The 15,896-nt window shown below is 61.0% G+C and carries 12 protein-coding genes; 3 read left to right on the forward strand and 9 right to left on the reverse strand.

Annotation, left to right across the window (positions count from 1 at the left end):
• Position 1: 1 nt before the first annotated feature.
• From pyrR to AC097P_RS21960, 3 genes are read right to left on the reverse strand one after another with little or no spacing between them, the layout of a single operon-like run.
• Complete coding sequence (gene pyrR / locus AC097P_RS21950; protein ID WP_479612663.1) at positions 2–550, reverse strand: bifunctional pyr operon transcriptional regulator/uracil phosphoribosyltransferase PyrR; 549 nt, start codon at positions 548–550, stop codon at positions 2–4.
• 5 nt (positions 551–555) lie between these two features.
• The gene (ruvX, locus tag AC097P_RS21955; protein ID WP_479612576.1) at positions 556–981 is read right to left on the reverse strand and encodes a Holliday junction resolvase RuvX; all 426 of its coding nucleotides are present in this window, start codon (positions 979–981) and stop codon (positions 556–558) included.
• Complete coding sequence (locus AC097P_RS21960; RefSeq protein WP_479612577.1) at positions 978–1,577, reverse strand: YqgE/AlgH family protein; 600 nt, start codon at positions 1,575–1,577, stop codon at positions 978–980. Before AC097P_RS21960 ends, ruvX begins: the two co-directional genes overlap by 4 nt.
• A 20-nt stretch (positions 1,578–1,597) precedes the next feature.
• Between AC097P_RS21960 and AC097P_RS21965 the strand changes: the two genes are divergently transcribed.
• The gene (locus AC097P_RS21965) at positions 1,598–3,067 is read left to right on the forward strand and encodes a cryptochrome/photolyase family protein (protein ID WP_479612578.1); all 1,470 of its coding nucleotides are present in this window, start codon (positions 1,598–1,600) and stop codon (positions 3,065–3,067) included.
• Here the strand turns inward: AC097P_RS21965 and AC097P_RS21970 are convergent.
• From AC097P_RS21970 to AC097P_RS21995, 6 genes are all read right to left on the reverse strand, one after another.
• Entirely contained in the window at positions 3,064–9,117 is a 6,054-nt protein-coding gene (locus AC097P_RS21970) for a hybrid sensor histidine kinase/response regulator (RefSeq protein ID WP_479612579.1), read from the reverse strand. The two genes, AC097P_RS21965 and AC097P_RS21970, sit on opposite strands and share 4 nt — an antisense overlap.
• A gap of 54 nt (positions 9,118–9,171) precedes the next feature.
• Positions 9,172–11,466 (reverse strand): methyl-accepting chemotaxis protein, encoded by a 2,295-nt coding sequence (locus AC097P_RS21975; protein ID WP_479612580.1) that lies wholly within the window; start codon positions 11,464–11,466, stop codon positions 9,172–9,174.
• Between the two features lie 21 nt (positions 11,467–11,487).
• Positions 11,488–12,018 (reverse strand): chemotaxis protein CheW, encoded by a 531-nt coding sequence (locus tag AC097P_RS21980; RefSeq protein ID WP_479612581.1) that lies wholly within the window; start codon positions 12,016–12,018, stop codon positions 11,488–11,490.
• A 12-nt stretch (positions 12,019–12,030) separates the two neighbouring features.
• Positions 12,031–12,396: a response regulator gene (locus tag AC097P_RS21985; protein ID WP_209394348.1), complete on the reverse strand. Its 366-nt coding sequence runs from the start codon at positions 12,394–12,396 to the stop codon at positions 12,031–12,033.
• The gene (locus AC097P_RS21990; protein WP_479612582.1) at positions 12,396–12,794 is read right to left on the reverse strand and encodes a response regulator; all 399 of its coding nucleotides are present in this window, start codon (positions 12,792–12,794) and stop codon (positions 12,396–12,398) included. The genes AC097P_RS21985 and AC097P_RS21990 overlap by 1 nt, the downstream gene beginning before the upstream one ends.
• Positions 12,795–12,864: 70 nt before the next feature.
• A complete protein-coding gene (locus tag AC097P_RS21995) occupies positions 12,865–13,038 on the reverse strand; it encodes a rubredoxin (RefSeq protein ID WP_479612583.1) in 174 nt (57 codons plus the stop codon).
• Between the two features lie 119 nt (positions 13,039–13,157).
• On the opposite strand from AC097P_RS21995, the gene thiD reads away from it, so the two are divergent.
• Together thiD and hemL are read left to right on the forward strand one after the other, a co-directional pair.
• Positions 13,158–14,066, forward strand: a complete 909-nt coding sequence (thiD, locus tag AC097P_RS22000; protein ID WP_479612584.1) for a bifunctional hydroxymethylpyrimidine kinase/phosphomethylpyrimidine kinase — start codon at positions 13,158–13,160, stop codon at positions 14,064–14,066.
• Positions 14,050–15,354, forward strand: coding sequence for a glutamate-1-semialdehyde 2,1-aminomutase (gene hemL / locus AC097P_RS22005; RefSeq protein ID WP_479612585.1), 1,305 nt, complete (start codon positions 14,050–14,052; stop codon positions 15,352–15,354). The genes thiD and hemL overlap by 17 nt, the downstream gene beginning before the upstream one ends.
• Positions 15,355–15,896: the final 542 nt, after the last annotated feature.

Genomic DNA, 15,896 nt, shown 5'->3' on the forward strand with positions numbered 1-15,896 from the left:
GTCAGGCTTCTTTCACATCAAAGCTGAATGCGCCGGCATCGCTGCGCGCCAGGGCTAACGATTGATTGGCGGCGAGGGTCACACGGGCTGCGGCAAAGTTCGCTTCGATGGGCAGTTCGCGCCCTCCTCTGTCCACCAGCACCGCGAGTTTGACGCTGGCGGGACGGCCGTAGTCGAACAGCTCGTTGATGACCGCGCGTATCGTGCGGCCGGTGTAGAGCACGTCGTCCAGAATCAGGATGTCGGCGCCGTTCACGTCAAACGGCAGCACCGTCTGGCCACCGCTGGAGAGGCCGCGCTGTGCGAAATCGTCGCGGTGCATGGCCGATGAGATCTTGCCCGCGTCGCCTGGCAGCTTCATGTCTTGCTGCAGGCGTTCGGCCAGCCAGGCGCCGCCGGATGTGATGCCGACCAACCGTGTGTCCGCATGACAAATCAACTGCACGCCGCGCAGCAATTCCTTGTACAGCGCCTCCGCATCAAGCAATAAGGCCCCCACGCTCGTCGCGGGGGCGCTCCCGCCTTGGGACGGCCCGGCGGCGCTCGTCAATGTACTCACGGCAAACTCCTCAAAAACTGTTCCAAAATAATGCAGGCCGACGCGGCATCGGCGTCTTTGGCGCCAGAGGCCAAAGCCTCGGTCGTGCTGTAGCGTTCATCCACTTCAAACACTTGCAGCTTGAAGCGCCCATGCAGCTGCCGACCAAATTTTTGCGCCCGCGCCGTGTTCTCATGCGCGGCGCCATCGGGGTGGTAGGGCACGCCGATGACCAGGGCATCAGGCTGCCATTCCTTGACGTGCTTTTCGATCAGCGCAAAGCGGGCGTCGCCCTCGGCCTTGACCGTACCGACCGATGTGGCGGTGCGCATCATGCGGTTGCCAACGGCCACGCCCGTGCGCTTCATCCCAAAATCAATGGCTAGGAAAGTGTTCAAAGTCGGCGACACGGCTACGGGCGCAGCCGGTGTTATGCCGCTCATGCGTGGCCTACCTGGTTGGAGATCATCCAGGCCTGTAGGCCCAACAAGGCCAACGCCTTGTCATAGCGTTCCTCAACCGGCGTGTCAAAAATCACCGACTGGTCGGCATCGACGGTGAGCCAGCTGTTCTCGCCCAGCTCGGTTTCCAGTTGGCCTTCTCCCCAGGCTGAGTAGCCCAGTGATACCAGCACGCGCCGCGGGCCTGAGCCACTGGAAAGCGCTTCCAGCACGTCCTTGGAAGTGGTCATCTCCAGCCCGCCGGGAATACTCATGGTTGAGGCGTACAGAGATTGCTCGGGCTTGTCGGCCTCGGAAAACAGGGACTCGTGCAGCACAAAGCCGCGTTCCGTCTGCACTGGCCCACCCTGGAAGACGGGTTTGTCGGTCAGGTCCTGGCGCTGCAGCGGCAAATCAATCTTGCCAAAGAGCGTTTCCATCTTCAGTTCGGCCGGTTTGTTGATGACCAGCCCCAGGGCACCGCGAGACGTGTGCTCGCAGACGTAAACGACGCTTTTGGAAAATAGTGCATCTTCCAGCCCCGGCATTGCGATCAGGAAGTGATTCGTGAGGTTGATGGGTGCAGAATCGCCGGACATGATTGGATTTTAACGGCAGCATGCACACAGAATTTGACACCGGTTTGGTATGGTTTCGCCGCGACCTGCGCGTGCACGACAACGCGGCGCTCTGCGACGCACTGCAGCGCTGCGCCCAGGTGCACTGCGTGTTTGTACTAGACCGCGCCATCCTGGACGAACTGCCGCACGCGGACCGGCGCGTGGAGTTCATTCGCGAAACCTTGGTGGAACTGGACGCCAACCTGCGCGCACTGGCGGGAAAGCCGCGTGCTGGCTTGATTGTTATGCACGGCTTGGCGACCGAAACCCTACCGGCGCTAGCCGTGGAGTTGGGTGCCAATGCGGTTTTTGCGGCGCACGACTATGAGCCGCAGTCCATCGCCCGCGACTACACCGTGGAAGCTGCGCTGAGGGCGCAGCACATTGCGTTGCTGACGGTTAAAGACCACGTCATTTTTGAGCGCCGCGAAATACTGACGCAAACTGGAACGCCCTACGGCGTGTTCACCCCTTACAAACGGGCCTGGTTGGCGCGGCTAGGCGACGTGCCACCCGCGCAGCATGACTGCGAACCCCGCGCCGCGGCCCTGGCCGAGCGCCCCGCGGCCCATGCCCGCGCCGTACCCAGCTTGGAGAGCCTGGGCTTTGAGGCAACCAACCTCAAGGCCCTGGGCATCGCGCATGGGGCCGACGGAGCACACACATTGGTGGAAGACTTTGTGGGACGCATGGACCGGTATGGCGAAACGCGTGACTTCCCGGCCGTCAAAGGTCCAAGCTACCTGAGCGTGCACCTGCGCTTTGGCACGGTGTCCGTTCGGCAGTTGGTGGGCCGAGCCCTGCAACGGATGCTGGAGGGCAGCGTCGGCGCGTCGGTGTGGTTGGGTGAACTGATCTGGCGAGATTTCTACTTCCAGGTGCTGGCCAATTTCCCGCGCGTGGCGCACAGCGCTTTCAAGCCCGAGTACGACGCGATCGGCTGGGAGCAAGGGGAGCGCGCGCAGGCGCTCTTTACGGCGTGGTGCCAGGGCGCAACCGGATACCCACTGGTGGACGCGGCCATGGCCCAACTCAACCAGACCGGCTATATGCACAACCGTCTGCGCATGGTGACGGGCAGTTTTCTGGTCAAGCACTTGGGGCTGGACTGGCGCTGGGGCGAGCGCTACTTTGCGGAGAAGCTCAACGACTTTGATCTGTCGGCCAATAACGGCGGGTGGCAGTGGGTCAGCTCCAGCGGTTGCGATGCCCAGCCCTACTTCCGCATCTTCAACCCGATCAACCAGAGCGAAAAGTTTGACACCCAGGGCAAGTTCATCAAACGTTATCTGCCACAGCTCGCGGGGTTGAACGCCAAACACATCCACGCCCCCTGGAAGCTTGGGGCGGTGGAACTGGCAGCTGCGGGCGTGGAGTTAGGAAAAGCCTACCCGCGCCCGGTGGTGGACCATGCCGAGGCGCGCGCGCTGACGCTGCAGCGCTACGCAGTCGTCCGAAAAACCTCTTAGGAGGCCGCCACCGCGGTGGCGCAGTAGCTACGCACCAAACCGAGCAATTCGTCTTCTGAGTAAGGCTTGCCCAGGTAATGGTCCACACCCAGTTCCTTGGCGTGCTCGCGGTGCTTGCCGGCGATACGCGACGTGATCATGATGATAGGCAGATCGCGCAGCTTGGCATCTCCGCGGATGTTGCGGGCCAAGTCGAAGCCATCCATGCGCGGCATTTCGATATCGGACAACACCACCGTTGGTTTTTCTTCCTGCAACTTTTCCAGTGCATCCAAGCCATCGGAAGCCAGTGCCACGCGGTAGCCTTCTCGCTTGAGCAAACGCTGCGTCACACGGCGCACGGTGATGGAATCGTCGACCACCAATATCAGCGGCACCTGGTTGACAACGCCCACCAGCGTCTGAACAGGTGCTGCAGCGCCAGAACCGCTTTCGATCGCAGCGCCCTCCACCGACTTGTGCAATGCGCGGGCTTGTTCGCCGTAGACGGCGGCCAAGGCTACTGGGTTGTAGATCAGCGCTACGGCGCCGGATGCCAGCACCGACACGCCAGCCAAACCGGGTAACTGCGCCAGTTGGGGACCCAAGTTCTTGACCACAACTTCTCGGTTGCCCAAGATTTCATCGACGTGCAATGCCAGGCGCTGGCCCGCGCTGCGGAACACCGCAACGGAACGGGTTTTGGTCTGTGGCTCGGTGCTGTGGGCCGAGACCTGCAGCAAGGCGCCAGCCCAGAAGAAGGGCAGTATCTGTCCACCCATGTCGAAACCGTCGCGCTGGTAGGCCTGCTCCAACACGGCAGCGGGCGTACGCAACACAGTTTCCACCAGGCCGGATGGCACGCCGATCGTGAACTCGCCTACGCGCAGCATCACAACCTGGGTTACCGCTGTCGTCAAGGGCAAAATCACTTTGAACGTGGTGCCGCGTCCCTGTTCGGTCGCGGTTTCGATGCGGCCACCGAGTGCGTTGACTTCAGAACGCACGACGTCCATGCCAATACCGCGTCCGGACAGCTCGGTGACCTGATCGGCGGTCGAAAATCCGGGCGTGAAGATCAGGTTGGCGGCATCGCCATCGCTCAAGGCTTCATCTGCCGACAGTACGCCGTTGGCAATGGCCTTGGCGCGGATCTTGTCCAGATGCAAGCCGCCGCCATCGTCACTGAACGAAACCGACACGTCATTGCTTTCCTGGTTGACGTGAATGGTGATCGTGCCAACGGGCGCCTTACCGGCGGCAGTGCGGTCGGCTGCGCTTTCGACGCCATGCGCCACCGAGTTGCGCAGCATGTGTTCGAACGCTGGACCCATACGGTCCAGCACGCCGCGGTCCATTTCAATGGAGCCGCCAGTAATGTCCAACTTGACCTGTTTGCCGGAATCTTTGGAAGCCTGGCGAACGACGCCATACAGACGGTCGGAAATGCTTTCGAACTCGACCATGCGCGTACGCAACAGGTCGCGCTGCAGTTCACGGGCCTGGCGACCCTGTGCGATCAAATCGTCTTCCGCGCCTTCAATGGAACGCTGCAGATTGCGCTGCACCGTGGCCACGTCGTGTACGGATTCGGCCATCATGCGGGTCAATTCCTGCACGCGGGTAAAGCGGTCGAACTCCAACGGATCGAAGGCCTGCGCCGAATCCTTGGTCTGCGCCAAACGCGACTGCATCTGCGATTCCGATTGCAATTCGACGTCGCGCAATTGGTTGCGCAGGCGCTCCAGATTGCCGGTCAAATCGGTCAGCGATGCGCGCAACTGGGTCAGGCGTGCCTCCATACGGGCACGGGAAATCATCACTTCGCCAGCCTGGTTGACCAAGCGGTCCAACAACTGCGAGCGCACCCGCACGGAGTGGTGCGCGGTTTGGCGAACGGCCGTGACAGCAGCCAGGCCGCGGGGAGCAACGCGAACGGGCGCACTGACGGTAGGTACGGCGCCGGCCACGGGTGCAATGCTGCTGCTTGTGTCGACAACCAATTCAGCTGGCGCTTCCACGACAACCGGCGCACCGCCCAGGGCATTGAACGTTGCCTGCAGACCGTCGAAACGCGTCAACAGGGGTTCGAGCTGAACCTGCTGGATCTGATCGGTACCGATTTGCTCGATGCTCGATTCCATGCGGTGGGACATTTCCCCCAAACGCATGGCACCGGCCAAACGGGCACTGCCCTTGAGCGTGTGCAGTACACGCAGAACCTCGTTGCGCGCCTTGAGGTTGTCTGGCGCTCCGACCCACAGGCGCAGCGCTGTACCCAGCTGCGGCATGAGTTCAATAGCCTCTTCCTCGAAAATCGGGAACAGGTCGTCGTCGAGGTTGTCGCGGGCATCGATTTCGTCGTCGTCTTCGGCCTGCGCAATATTGAGCGGGGCCGCGACGACGGATACCGGTGCAGGTGCCGGAAAGGAGACTGGCTCCACGGCAATGGGGGCCTGAACAGCGGCTTCTGCCGGCGCAACGTCAGCAATGGCATGAACTTCCGGCTCTTCAACCACCGGCTGGGACAGGTCGTCGTCCAGCGTGTCGACAATCGAATCAATGGTCGGCGCGGGGAATTCGGTTTCAATGATGGCCTGTAGGGATGCCAACACGCCAGCGTCCGACTCCTTCAAGAACCCGGCGGCGAACTGGTGCAACAGGCGGCGAATATCTTCAGCCGCGTTGGAGAACACTTCGGCCTGCTCCGGCGTGCCCTGGCGGTGCAATTGCACATGCTGCAAAGCCTGCTCCAGCGCGCGGGCCATTTCCGACAAAGCTGTAAAGCCGACGGTTGCCGAACTGCCCAACAGCGAGTGCGCCAAGGACACCAGGGAATCGGGCAGCGGACGCTGCAGTTCCAATGCCCATTCGCTGAGCTCGATTTGCAAACGGCGAGACCATTCGTCGGCCTCGTTCAGGTAAACGTTGTACAGCGGAATGCTCAGGCGCAGATGGCCGATGACCTTGACCTGCTCATCGACTTCTTCGCCCGGTGCAGTCGCGTCTACCGGCACGGCCAACATTTCAGGCACGGCCAATTCGAGCTCGTCCAACGGGGCTTCGAGCACCGGTGTTTCGGGCTCGGGCTGCGGCTCCGCGACAGCTTCAAGCTCGACCAGGACTTGTTCTAGCAGTGCGATATCTTTGGTCGGCTCGGGTACTGGCTCCGCCTGAGGCTCGACGTACGCTTGTGCTGCTACTTCTGGCTCAGGCTCTATAAGTTCTGCATCGAGCGAGGCGTAGCCGTCGCTTGGCGCATCGGCGTGCACGGCGGGTGCTTGCTCGGCAGGCAATTCCAGCGCCGCAAAAGGTTCTTCCACGGGCGCAGGTGCAACAATTTCTTCGGGCACCACTTCGGGCTGGGCCGCACTCGCGCCGTCGCCAAAATCGAAGTCACCAAAGTCGATCTCTGTGACTTCGGTCGACTGACTGGCCTTGTCCGCATCGGACTGGCCATCGCGCGAAAACGCTTGGGTGTTCTCGAAACCAAAAGTTTGCGTCGATACGAAATCGGGCAGCGCTTCCTCTTCTACCGCTGGTGGTTCAATGAAGCTCGGCGCCTCCGCGACTGGCTCGACAGCAGCTGAACCTTCGGGTTCGGGCAACGCGAAAGCTTCCACCGCTTCAGACACTTCCGGCGCCTGCGCCACCTCGACCACTGCTGGCGAGGGCGTGACAGGCTGCGATGGTTGGGCCGCGGCTGGCGTGACCAGGGGAATCCAGACGCCCTGCAGGCGCAATGAATCAGAGGACTTTCGGAAATCCTGCGCGTTCCACTGCCCTGCGCTCTGGTTGGCGATGTCGTCAACCCAGCGGCCAAATGCTTGCATGGCCGTGCTGGCGGCAGTGATTAAATCCGGGCTGGCAGGACGCTGTTCGGCAAGCCAGTTGTTGAACAACTGCTCAAATGACCAAGCGGCCTCACCAAACTCATTGAGCCCTACCATGCGGGAGCTGCCCTTGAGCGTGTGGAACGCACGCCGCAGCGTGGTCTGGTCAGCAAGATTGGACGGGTCATCGACCAGGGCACTGACGGCCGCCAAGCCGTTGTGCACCACCTCGCGCGCCTCTTCCAGGAAAATGTCGATCAGCTCGACTTCGTCCTCAGACAACTCTTGTGCAGGTGCAGGTGCAGGTGAGGGCGTTGGGACCGATGCTGCCACGAGTGACGTAACGGGCAACGGGGTGGGCACTGCCAGGGCCTGCGTGGTATCGAACACGGCTTCGGCCACGGGCTGGGGCGGTGCCGCTGCCACGGGTGCCGCGGCGGCCGGTGGCTCTACGGGTGCTTCTTCTTCCGGTGCACGCTCGCGCCCCATCAGGGGTTTGAACTCACCCAACTCTTCGTCATAAACAAACAGTTTCTTTGCCAGCGCACGCTGGTAGCTCAGCATGTCGATCAGGAAGCCCATGGCTCCCAGGCTGTTGCCCAGCTTTTCGAATATGCCGCGGCGGGCGGTTGCTTCGTCGATATCGTCCACCAGGAACTGCTCGACACTGGAGCGCATACGCAACGCGGCCAGGGAAGGCTGGTCCAGACCCAACACCGAGAACACGCCGCGCATTTGCGCCAACTGGCTGGGCACTTCGCGCAACGGTGCCTTGTCGTGCGGATTGCGGAAAAACTGGTCCAGTGACTTTTCGACTTCGCCCAGGGTGGTACGCAATTCGTCCACCACGCTGCCCATGGTTTGGCGGTCGCTGACGCGGCGGTACAGCTCCTCCATCCATGCTTCCAGCGGCTCGGGCTGTCCGCCCGCGCTGACATGCTCCAGACGTACGGCCAGGCGGGCACTGCGCTCCGCCATGTTGGTTTCAGTCGGGTCCAAGTCGTCGTAGGCAGCTTCCAGATACAGGATTGCCGTGGCGACCTCCATGGCGACCGGTGCAACCGGCGCAGCACCGGAACGCACGGTGACGTCGATGGCACGGGTCAGTGCTCGGCCCAGTTCCCCGCTCTCGGGGTGCAGCTTGACGACGGATTCGGCAACCACGGCGAACTGCTCGGCAGCAACCTTCAGCCGGTTGGTATCGCCGCCAGCCAGTGCCGACCAGGTTTCTGCAGCTGCGGCAATGCGCTTGCGCGCCAACACCATCAAGGCCGGATCAAAGCGGCCAAACTGTTCGGTTTCGTATTGGACCGGTTTGGTTCTCTCCAACCCATAGGCGGTACGCACCGCTTTGAGCGCGGGTGCACGTTGCTCGGCCGTAGGTACCGACAACGAGCAGAAGAAGACCAGATCATGGGCCAAACGGTCAGAGATGGTCAAATCCCCGCGAGAGAGGGAGGTGTACTGGCGCAAAACCCGCGATGCCGCGCGCTTGGTATAGACGTCGTCGGGGCAAAGGCCCAGCGCCACGCCTTCGAAAAAAGCTGCACAGATGGCCCAGAATGTCCTGGGCTCTATCTGCGATTGACCCACTGCGAGTCCCGCGCACAAATCGCCCATGCGACGCGCAGACTTGTGGTCACCCGTACGCATAACGTGCAGCACAGCTTGGTCCATCTGGCTGCGCAATGCTGTAGTGAAGGTCTGCCCTTCAATGCCTGATTGCAACGGCACATCCAGCCAGCGCCATTCGGCGGGCCACAGGTCGGCCGGGTGGGCGCCTTCGCCCCCAACCAGCTCCACAACCGCGCGGTACTGGGGGAACAACGCCACCGAAGACGCAGTTTTGCCTTTGAGCACACCTTCGAGGTATTCGGTAAGCGCAAAGCTGGCACGCTCCACACGATTGGCAGCATCTTCGCTGCACAACTCGGGGCGTTGCACAAACTTCTGGGCCAGGCCTTCCATCGCCCGCAGCATCTTCGCTGGAGCGCTGAGGCCGACCATTTCCAGCGCACCTACTGCCTGGTGCAGTTGTTGCCGCGCAATTCGCAGGTGGCTGGCATCCAGTTCTGACAAATTTGAACCACGGGCCAGCTCCGCATCGCGAACGAAACGGCGCAGGGCCTTGGTTGCGCCGTCCAGGGACTTGCGAAGCTCGTCCAGCACCCAGGCCAAAGGGCCCAGGTCGCTGACCGCCAGTTCATTGTCGCCGGGAGCGGCAGAATTCGATGACATGGGTTCGGGCTCTCCTGGGATCTCTGTACAGATGGGACGCGCTTGGGTCCGCTATCAGCTAATTTTGAAACGCGATACCGACTGGCGCAGTTCTTCCGCCATGCGGGAGAGTTCACGCACCTGGGTCGCCGTAACACGGGTACCTTCACCCGTTTGCTCGGTCACCGCAAAAATGTGCTGGATGTTTTCGGCCACGACGTTGGCAAGGCCAGCTTCGCGGGATGCAGAATTAGAAATTTGCTCAATCAGATCCGCAACCTGGCGTGACACGCGGTCAATCTCAGTCAGCGCGGTACCTGCGTTATCGGACAGTTTGGCCCCTTCAACCACACCCTGTGTGGAGCGTTCCATAGCGCCGATGGCATCCTGTGTGTCGGTCTGAATCGCCTTCACCAGCGCGGAAATCTGGCGCGTCGCATCCGCGGAACGTTCCGCCAGTCGCTGCACCTCTTCCGCAACCACCGAGAAGCCGCGACCGGCTTCACCAGCGGACGCCGCCTGGATAGCAGCGTTCAACGCCAACACGTTGGTCTGTTCGGTAATGTCCGAGATCAGCTCGGTAATTTCACCAATCTCCTGCGACGACTCACCGAGGCGCTTGATGCGCTTGGAGGTTTCCTGGATCTGGTCCCGGATGGAGTTCATACCGCCGATAGCGTCCTGCACGGCTTTCAGGCCGGACTCTGCAGCCAACAGCGACTGGCGCGCAACCGTCGCCGATTCCTGCGCCTGGGTGGACACCTCGTTAATACGACCCGCCATATCCACAACCGAGCGACCGGTTTCGCGAATTTCGTGCAGCTGTTCGTTGGAAGCAGCCAGCAGTTCGGTGGATGTGGCATCCACGTCCGATGTAGTTTGTGCGACCCGTGCCGCCGTGTTTTGCACGTTGGACACCAAGGAGCGCAACTCTTCGACCGTGTAGTTCACCGAGTCGGCGATCGCGCCGGTAATGTCTTCGGTCACCGTGGCTTCTTGCGTCAAATCGCCCTCCGCCACTGTTTGCAATTCGTTCATCAAACGCAAAATGGCGGCCTGGTTGGCGTCGTTGACGCGCTTGGCTTCGTGCTCCTGGCGCTCGGCTTCCACACGCTGGTCTTCGGCAACCACTTGGCGGCGACGGCTGTCCTGCAGCTGCACATAAGACAGACCACCCGCGCAAGTCAGCGCGAAGGCTGCTGCCAAGATCAACACGGCCAGCGCGCCGCCACCGATACCGGTCTGCGTGGACAGTGCAGCCTGCACTTCTTCCAGGTTACGGCGCAGCGGCTCGCTGTCCGCAATAATCGCGTCCTGCGCTTCACGCGCGGACACCAGACCCTGCAGATTGCCCAAAATGGCACTAGCCTGTACCCGTGTTTCCTCGTACATCTTGATCAGCGCATCAAGCTGTTCACGCGTGCCGGCATCCTTGGATGCGACCAGGCGCAACTCTTGGCTGCCTGACAACAGACCCTGTGAGATTTCCTTGAAGGTGTTCAAGTCTTTGCCCAGCAGGAAAACCGCTTCGGGGCTGACGCCCTCGGCTGTCAAGAACTCGTTGGAAGACTTACCAATACGCTGGGTCAACATCACCAACTGCCCCACGGCGGAGATTTCCACAGACGGAGCGTTCTGTTGGAGCTTCATTGCCAGAATAGCCTCAGCAATTTCCAACAGGTCTGACGATTGGCGATTGATCAGGCGCAAAGCCGACCCAATCTGCGTCAGAATCTTTTGCTGACCCATAACGGCCTTCGCACTTTTTTCTGCGCGGTCCACCAGGGGCATAATCTTTTCGAGTTCGCGGACATATCCATCACCCAAGGGCTTCAAGCGCAGCTCGTTGTCACCATCCTGCAGACCGTGGGTGGCTTTAGACAGCACGCCCGCGCTATCCGACACGTCGGGGAAAGCCTGCGCGCTGCCAACCACCGCCTGGGACACCGATTTGGCCAGCCGTTGCGACTGCATCAGCGCCTGACCGGTCGCACCCAACTGCTGCGCCACTTTGTCCGACTGGTTCAGTGCGTAGAACGTAACGCCCGCCAAAACTGACAGCGCAATACCAAGCAGCACAAACAACGTCCGCTGCTGCTGCACGACCGTTCGGCTACCCAGTCCGGGTACCGATACCAAGTCCCCAGCATCCTGCTTTTGCACAACCTCGTCCACCGCTTCTTTCATCGGCGTGGCGCCCATTGGCACTCCACCGAGCTTGAGCCCCATGGGGGCTTCGTCTTCCTGCACTGTTTCGCCGCCCGCCGCACTGGACAGATCTTCCGGCATGGCGAGACTCAGGCGCGAATCCAGCTCGGACTCCGATGGCTTTTTAGTGAAAACGTTTTTTAATTTATCGACGACGGACATGGTGAAACCTTAGGGAAGGGTCTAAGCGCTGATACTCAAGAACTGAGGGGTTTGGGACAGGATACGCAGATCAATTTCCTGCCATCGCTCGCCGGCGGCGTCGATGAATTGGTGTCCGAAATAGGCGGGAGCGCCGGGGTCGGCAGCGGATGACGAAGCAAAGGCATCGCCACCGCGCAGTCCCAAAAGGCCATCCACCTGCAATGCGCAGTTCACTTCGAGGGCCACGTTAAGGGTGACCACGCTCAGGTCCTGGGACGCGGGCGCGGCGCGCGTAGCGCCAGTGTCGCCTGCAATGAACCCCGCCAGATCCACCACACCATAAAGGCCACCGCGGATGTTGATCACGCCGCGGAACCAGTCGCGGGCGTAGGGCACAGGCTGCAGGTTGGCCAGCGGAAAAATCTCACCGGACTGCCCCAGCGGGAACAGCAGGTTTTTGCCCCCCACGCGCAGGGCGAGCCAGGCCACCGACATACCTTCGGTACGGGCAGCCTGCAGACGACTGGCGAGCCGGGACTGGAGTTCTCTGAGTGCTTCGCGATTTGCCATGGGAACAGCGAATCAACCCAATGCTTTGATCTTGGCGAACAACTCGGCAGCATCCACCGGCTTGGTGATGTAGTCACGTGCGCCCTGGCGCATACCCCACACGCGGTCAGTTTCCAGGTTCTTGCTGGTGCAAATGAAGATCGGGATGTCGGTGTATTCAGGCGTGCGGTTGATGGCACGGGTCAGCTGGAAGCCGTTTTGGCCGGGCATCACCACGTCCATCAGGATCAGGTCGGGTTTTTCTTCGGTCAGGCGCTTGAAGGCCTCATCCGCGTTTTCTGCCGAGCGCACGGTGTAGCCGTTTTTTTGCAGCAGATCCGTCAGAAACATGATCTCGGTTTTTGAATCGTCAACGATTAGTACTTTATGTATTGCCATCAATTAGCTCCTTGCATAACGGTCCCAAATTGCCGCACCGCTTGCAACAACTGATCTTTTGTAAAAGGTTTAGTCAAATAATCCTGCGCGCCCACCATGCGGCCACGCGCCTTGTCGAAAACACCATCCTTGGAAGATAACATCACCACCGGCACGGACGAGTACTTCTGGTTGCGCTTGATGATCGCGCAGGTCTGGTACCCGTCCAGGCGCGGCATCAGGATGTCGCAAAAAATGAGTTGCGGCTGGTAGTCATTGACCTTGGCCAGCGCATCAAACCCATCCTCAGCCAGCATCACATCGTGACCGCCCTGCTTGAGGAAAATCTCTGCACTGCGGCGAATGGTGTTGCTGTCGTCGATAACCAGAACTCTGACAGTGGATGCTGCGTTACTCAAAAGAGGTTGCTCCTGGCTATGTAGGGATGTTTAGTAGGGAATGGTACGTGCGTTCTCGCCTCATACCCTCTCAAATCTGAACCATTTCAAAATCTTCCTTGCGTGCACCACACTCGGGACAGGTCCAATTCATGGGCACATCGGCCCAATGTGTACCGGGAGCGAGTCCATGCTCGGGGGCACCAGCCGCCTCGTCATAAATCCAGCCGCAAATCAGGCACATCCAAGTTTTAGTATCGCTCACAGCTTAAAGGGCCTTCGAATAGAATGCAAGGATTGTATAGAAGCAGCATTGGCAAATCGCCAGCCGCCCGCCCAAAAGCCGCCATTCTGTCTGCTGACAAACCCTAAGACAGGAATCTCATGACGGCACTCCCCGCCCCCAGCATCGCAACCGAAGCCGACGAAGAAGGACCCGGTGCCTGTGTCATGGTTTTCAACGCCAATGACCCCAGCGGTGCTGGCGGCATCACGGCCGATATCACGGCCATCGCGTCGGTCGGCGCCCATGCTTTGCCCATCATCACGGGTGCTTATGCCCGAGACACGTCCGAGGTGTACGACCACTTTTGCATGGACGACGAGGCTGTCACCGAGCAGGCACGCGCCATCCTGGAAGACGTGCCGGTGCAGGTCATCAAGGTCGGTTTTGTGGGCTCGCCCGAGAACCTGAGCGCCATTGCCGAGCTGGCGTCTGACTACTCGGACATCCCGCTGGTGGCCTATATGCCCGACCTGTCGTGGTGGCAAGAAGACCAGATTGACCTGTACCAGGACGCCTTTAACGAGCTGCTACTTCCGCTGACGACCGTGTTGGTTGGAAACCACAGCACGCTGAGCCGTTGGCTGTTGCCCGATTGGAGCGCCGAGCGCAGCCCCACGGCCCGCGACATTGCCCGCGCGGCTGACGCCTTTGGTGTGCCCTACACGCTGGTCACCGGCATACCGCTGCCCGACCAGTTCATCGACAACGCGCTGTGCAGCCCGACTGCAGTGCTGTGCAGCAACAAGTTTGAGCGTTTCGAAGCCGTGTTTGCCGGCGCTGGCGACACACTGTCGGCTGCGCTGGCGGCCTTGATCGCCAGTGAAACCGAGCTGACCGAGGCGGCCACCGAAGCCCTGAGCTACCTGGACCGCTGCCTGGAAAGCGGCTTTCGACCCGGTATGGGTAATGTGTTGCCCGACCGTCTGTTTTGGGCCCATCCCGAGACTGACGACGAAGAACCTGAAGAATCCTCTTTTGAAATCTCGCCCAATGACACCCGACACTGACCGCAACCTGCAACTCTTCCAACGCGCCCAAAAAGTCATCCCCGGCGGCGTCAACTCCCCAGTACGCGCCTTCAAGGCGGTCGGCGGCACACCGCGTTTCGTCTCCCGCGCCCAAGGAGCCTATTTCTGGGACGCCAACGGCCAACGCTATATAGATTACATAGGCTCCTGGGGTCCGATGATCCTGGGCCATGGCCACCCCGCCGTGGTCGAGGCTGTTACCAAAGCCGCGCTGGACGGTTTTTCGTTCGGCGCCCCAACCGAGCGCGAGGTGGAGCTGGCCGAAGAAATCCTGAGCCTGGTGCCCAGCATGGACATGGTGCGCCTGGTCAGCAGCGGCACCGAAGCCGGCATGAGCGCCATCCGCCTGGCCCGCGGTGCCACCGGCCGCAGCAAGATTCTGAAGTTCGAAGGCTGTTACCACGGCCACGCCGATGCGCTGTTGGTCAAGGCCGGCTCTGGCTTGGCCACCTTCGGCAACCCCACTAGCGCGGGCGTCCCCGCCGAAGTGGTGCAGCACACGCTGGTGCTGGAGTACAACAACATCCCGCAGCTGGAAGAAGCCTTCGCACTGCATGGGCCCGAGCTGGCCTGCCTGATGATCGAGCCGATTGCCGGCAACATGAACTTTGTGCGCGCCTCCGTGCCCTTCATGCAGCGCTGCCGCGAGCTGTGCACGCTGCACGGTGCACTGTTGGTGTTTGACGAGGTGATGACTGGCTTCCGCGTGGGCCTGGGCAGCGCCCAGGGCGTCTACGCCAAGTCCATACCCGGCTTTGCGCCTGACATCACGGTGCTAGGCAAGGTCATCGGCGGCGGCATGCCGCTGGCGGCCTTTGGCGGCAAGCGCGCCGTCATGGAGATGCTGGCCCCGCTAGGCCCGGTCTACCAGGCCGGCACGCTGTCCGGCAACCCGGTAGCCACCGCCTGCGGGCTGGCTACGTTGCGCGAGATACGCAAGCCCGGTTTCTACGAGGCGCTTGGCGCCAAGACGCAGAAGCTGATGGCCGGCTTGAAGGGCGCGGCCCACAAAGCTGGCGTGCCGTTCAGCGTCGATAGCGAAGGCGGCATGTTCGGCTTCTTCCTGTTCGATGTGTTGCCGCAAAACTACGCCCGGGTCATGACGACCGACAACAAGCGCTTCAACACCCTGTTCCACGGCATGCTGGGGCGTGGCGTGTACTTTGCGCCTGCGCTGTATGAGGCGGGTTTTGTGAGCGCTGCGCATACGGATGCGGATCTGGCGGAGACCATTGCGGCAGCTGAGGCGGTATTTAAACTGCTATAAATTTGCTAGCTGGTTACGCGCGCTACACGAGGGCTGCGGGCTAGTCCGGCTTGTGAATTCTGGCGAAATTCGGCTCGCGGAAGGTAGGTGCGCGGCAGGCGGCGTGGCTTGCATTCTCCGGCTCACGCTCGCGGCGGACTAGTTTGGTTCTCTTGCGGTACTTCATCAACACCGTTGGTGGTACGCCGGCTTTTGCAACAACGCGAATGGAGCCTGCGCCCGCAAGCCCCACCACCCGCCTGAAGTAAGGGTTGCAGATTGCGACACAGGAGTGCTCCTGGTTTCCCGCCGCGCAGAAGAGAAACCGCTATTTGCTCCGAATTGGCGCCCACGGCCTGCCGCTCGCTTGCCCCGGCTTTGCGTAACCCCTTGCCACCAGGGCATATGCCAAACCACTACCGATGGCTATGGAGACTGGAGCCCAAACGATGAGCGTTAGCCCCATCAACCACCAAACTGTTTCGGCATGGCGTTTAGAAACGAGCCAACCCAGGTACGGTGCAGCCTCATCACGCATCACCAACCGAGCAGCCTCCCAGTAC

This window comes from Rhodoferax sp. ZS1R8 (assembly GCF_056521325.1).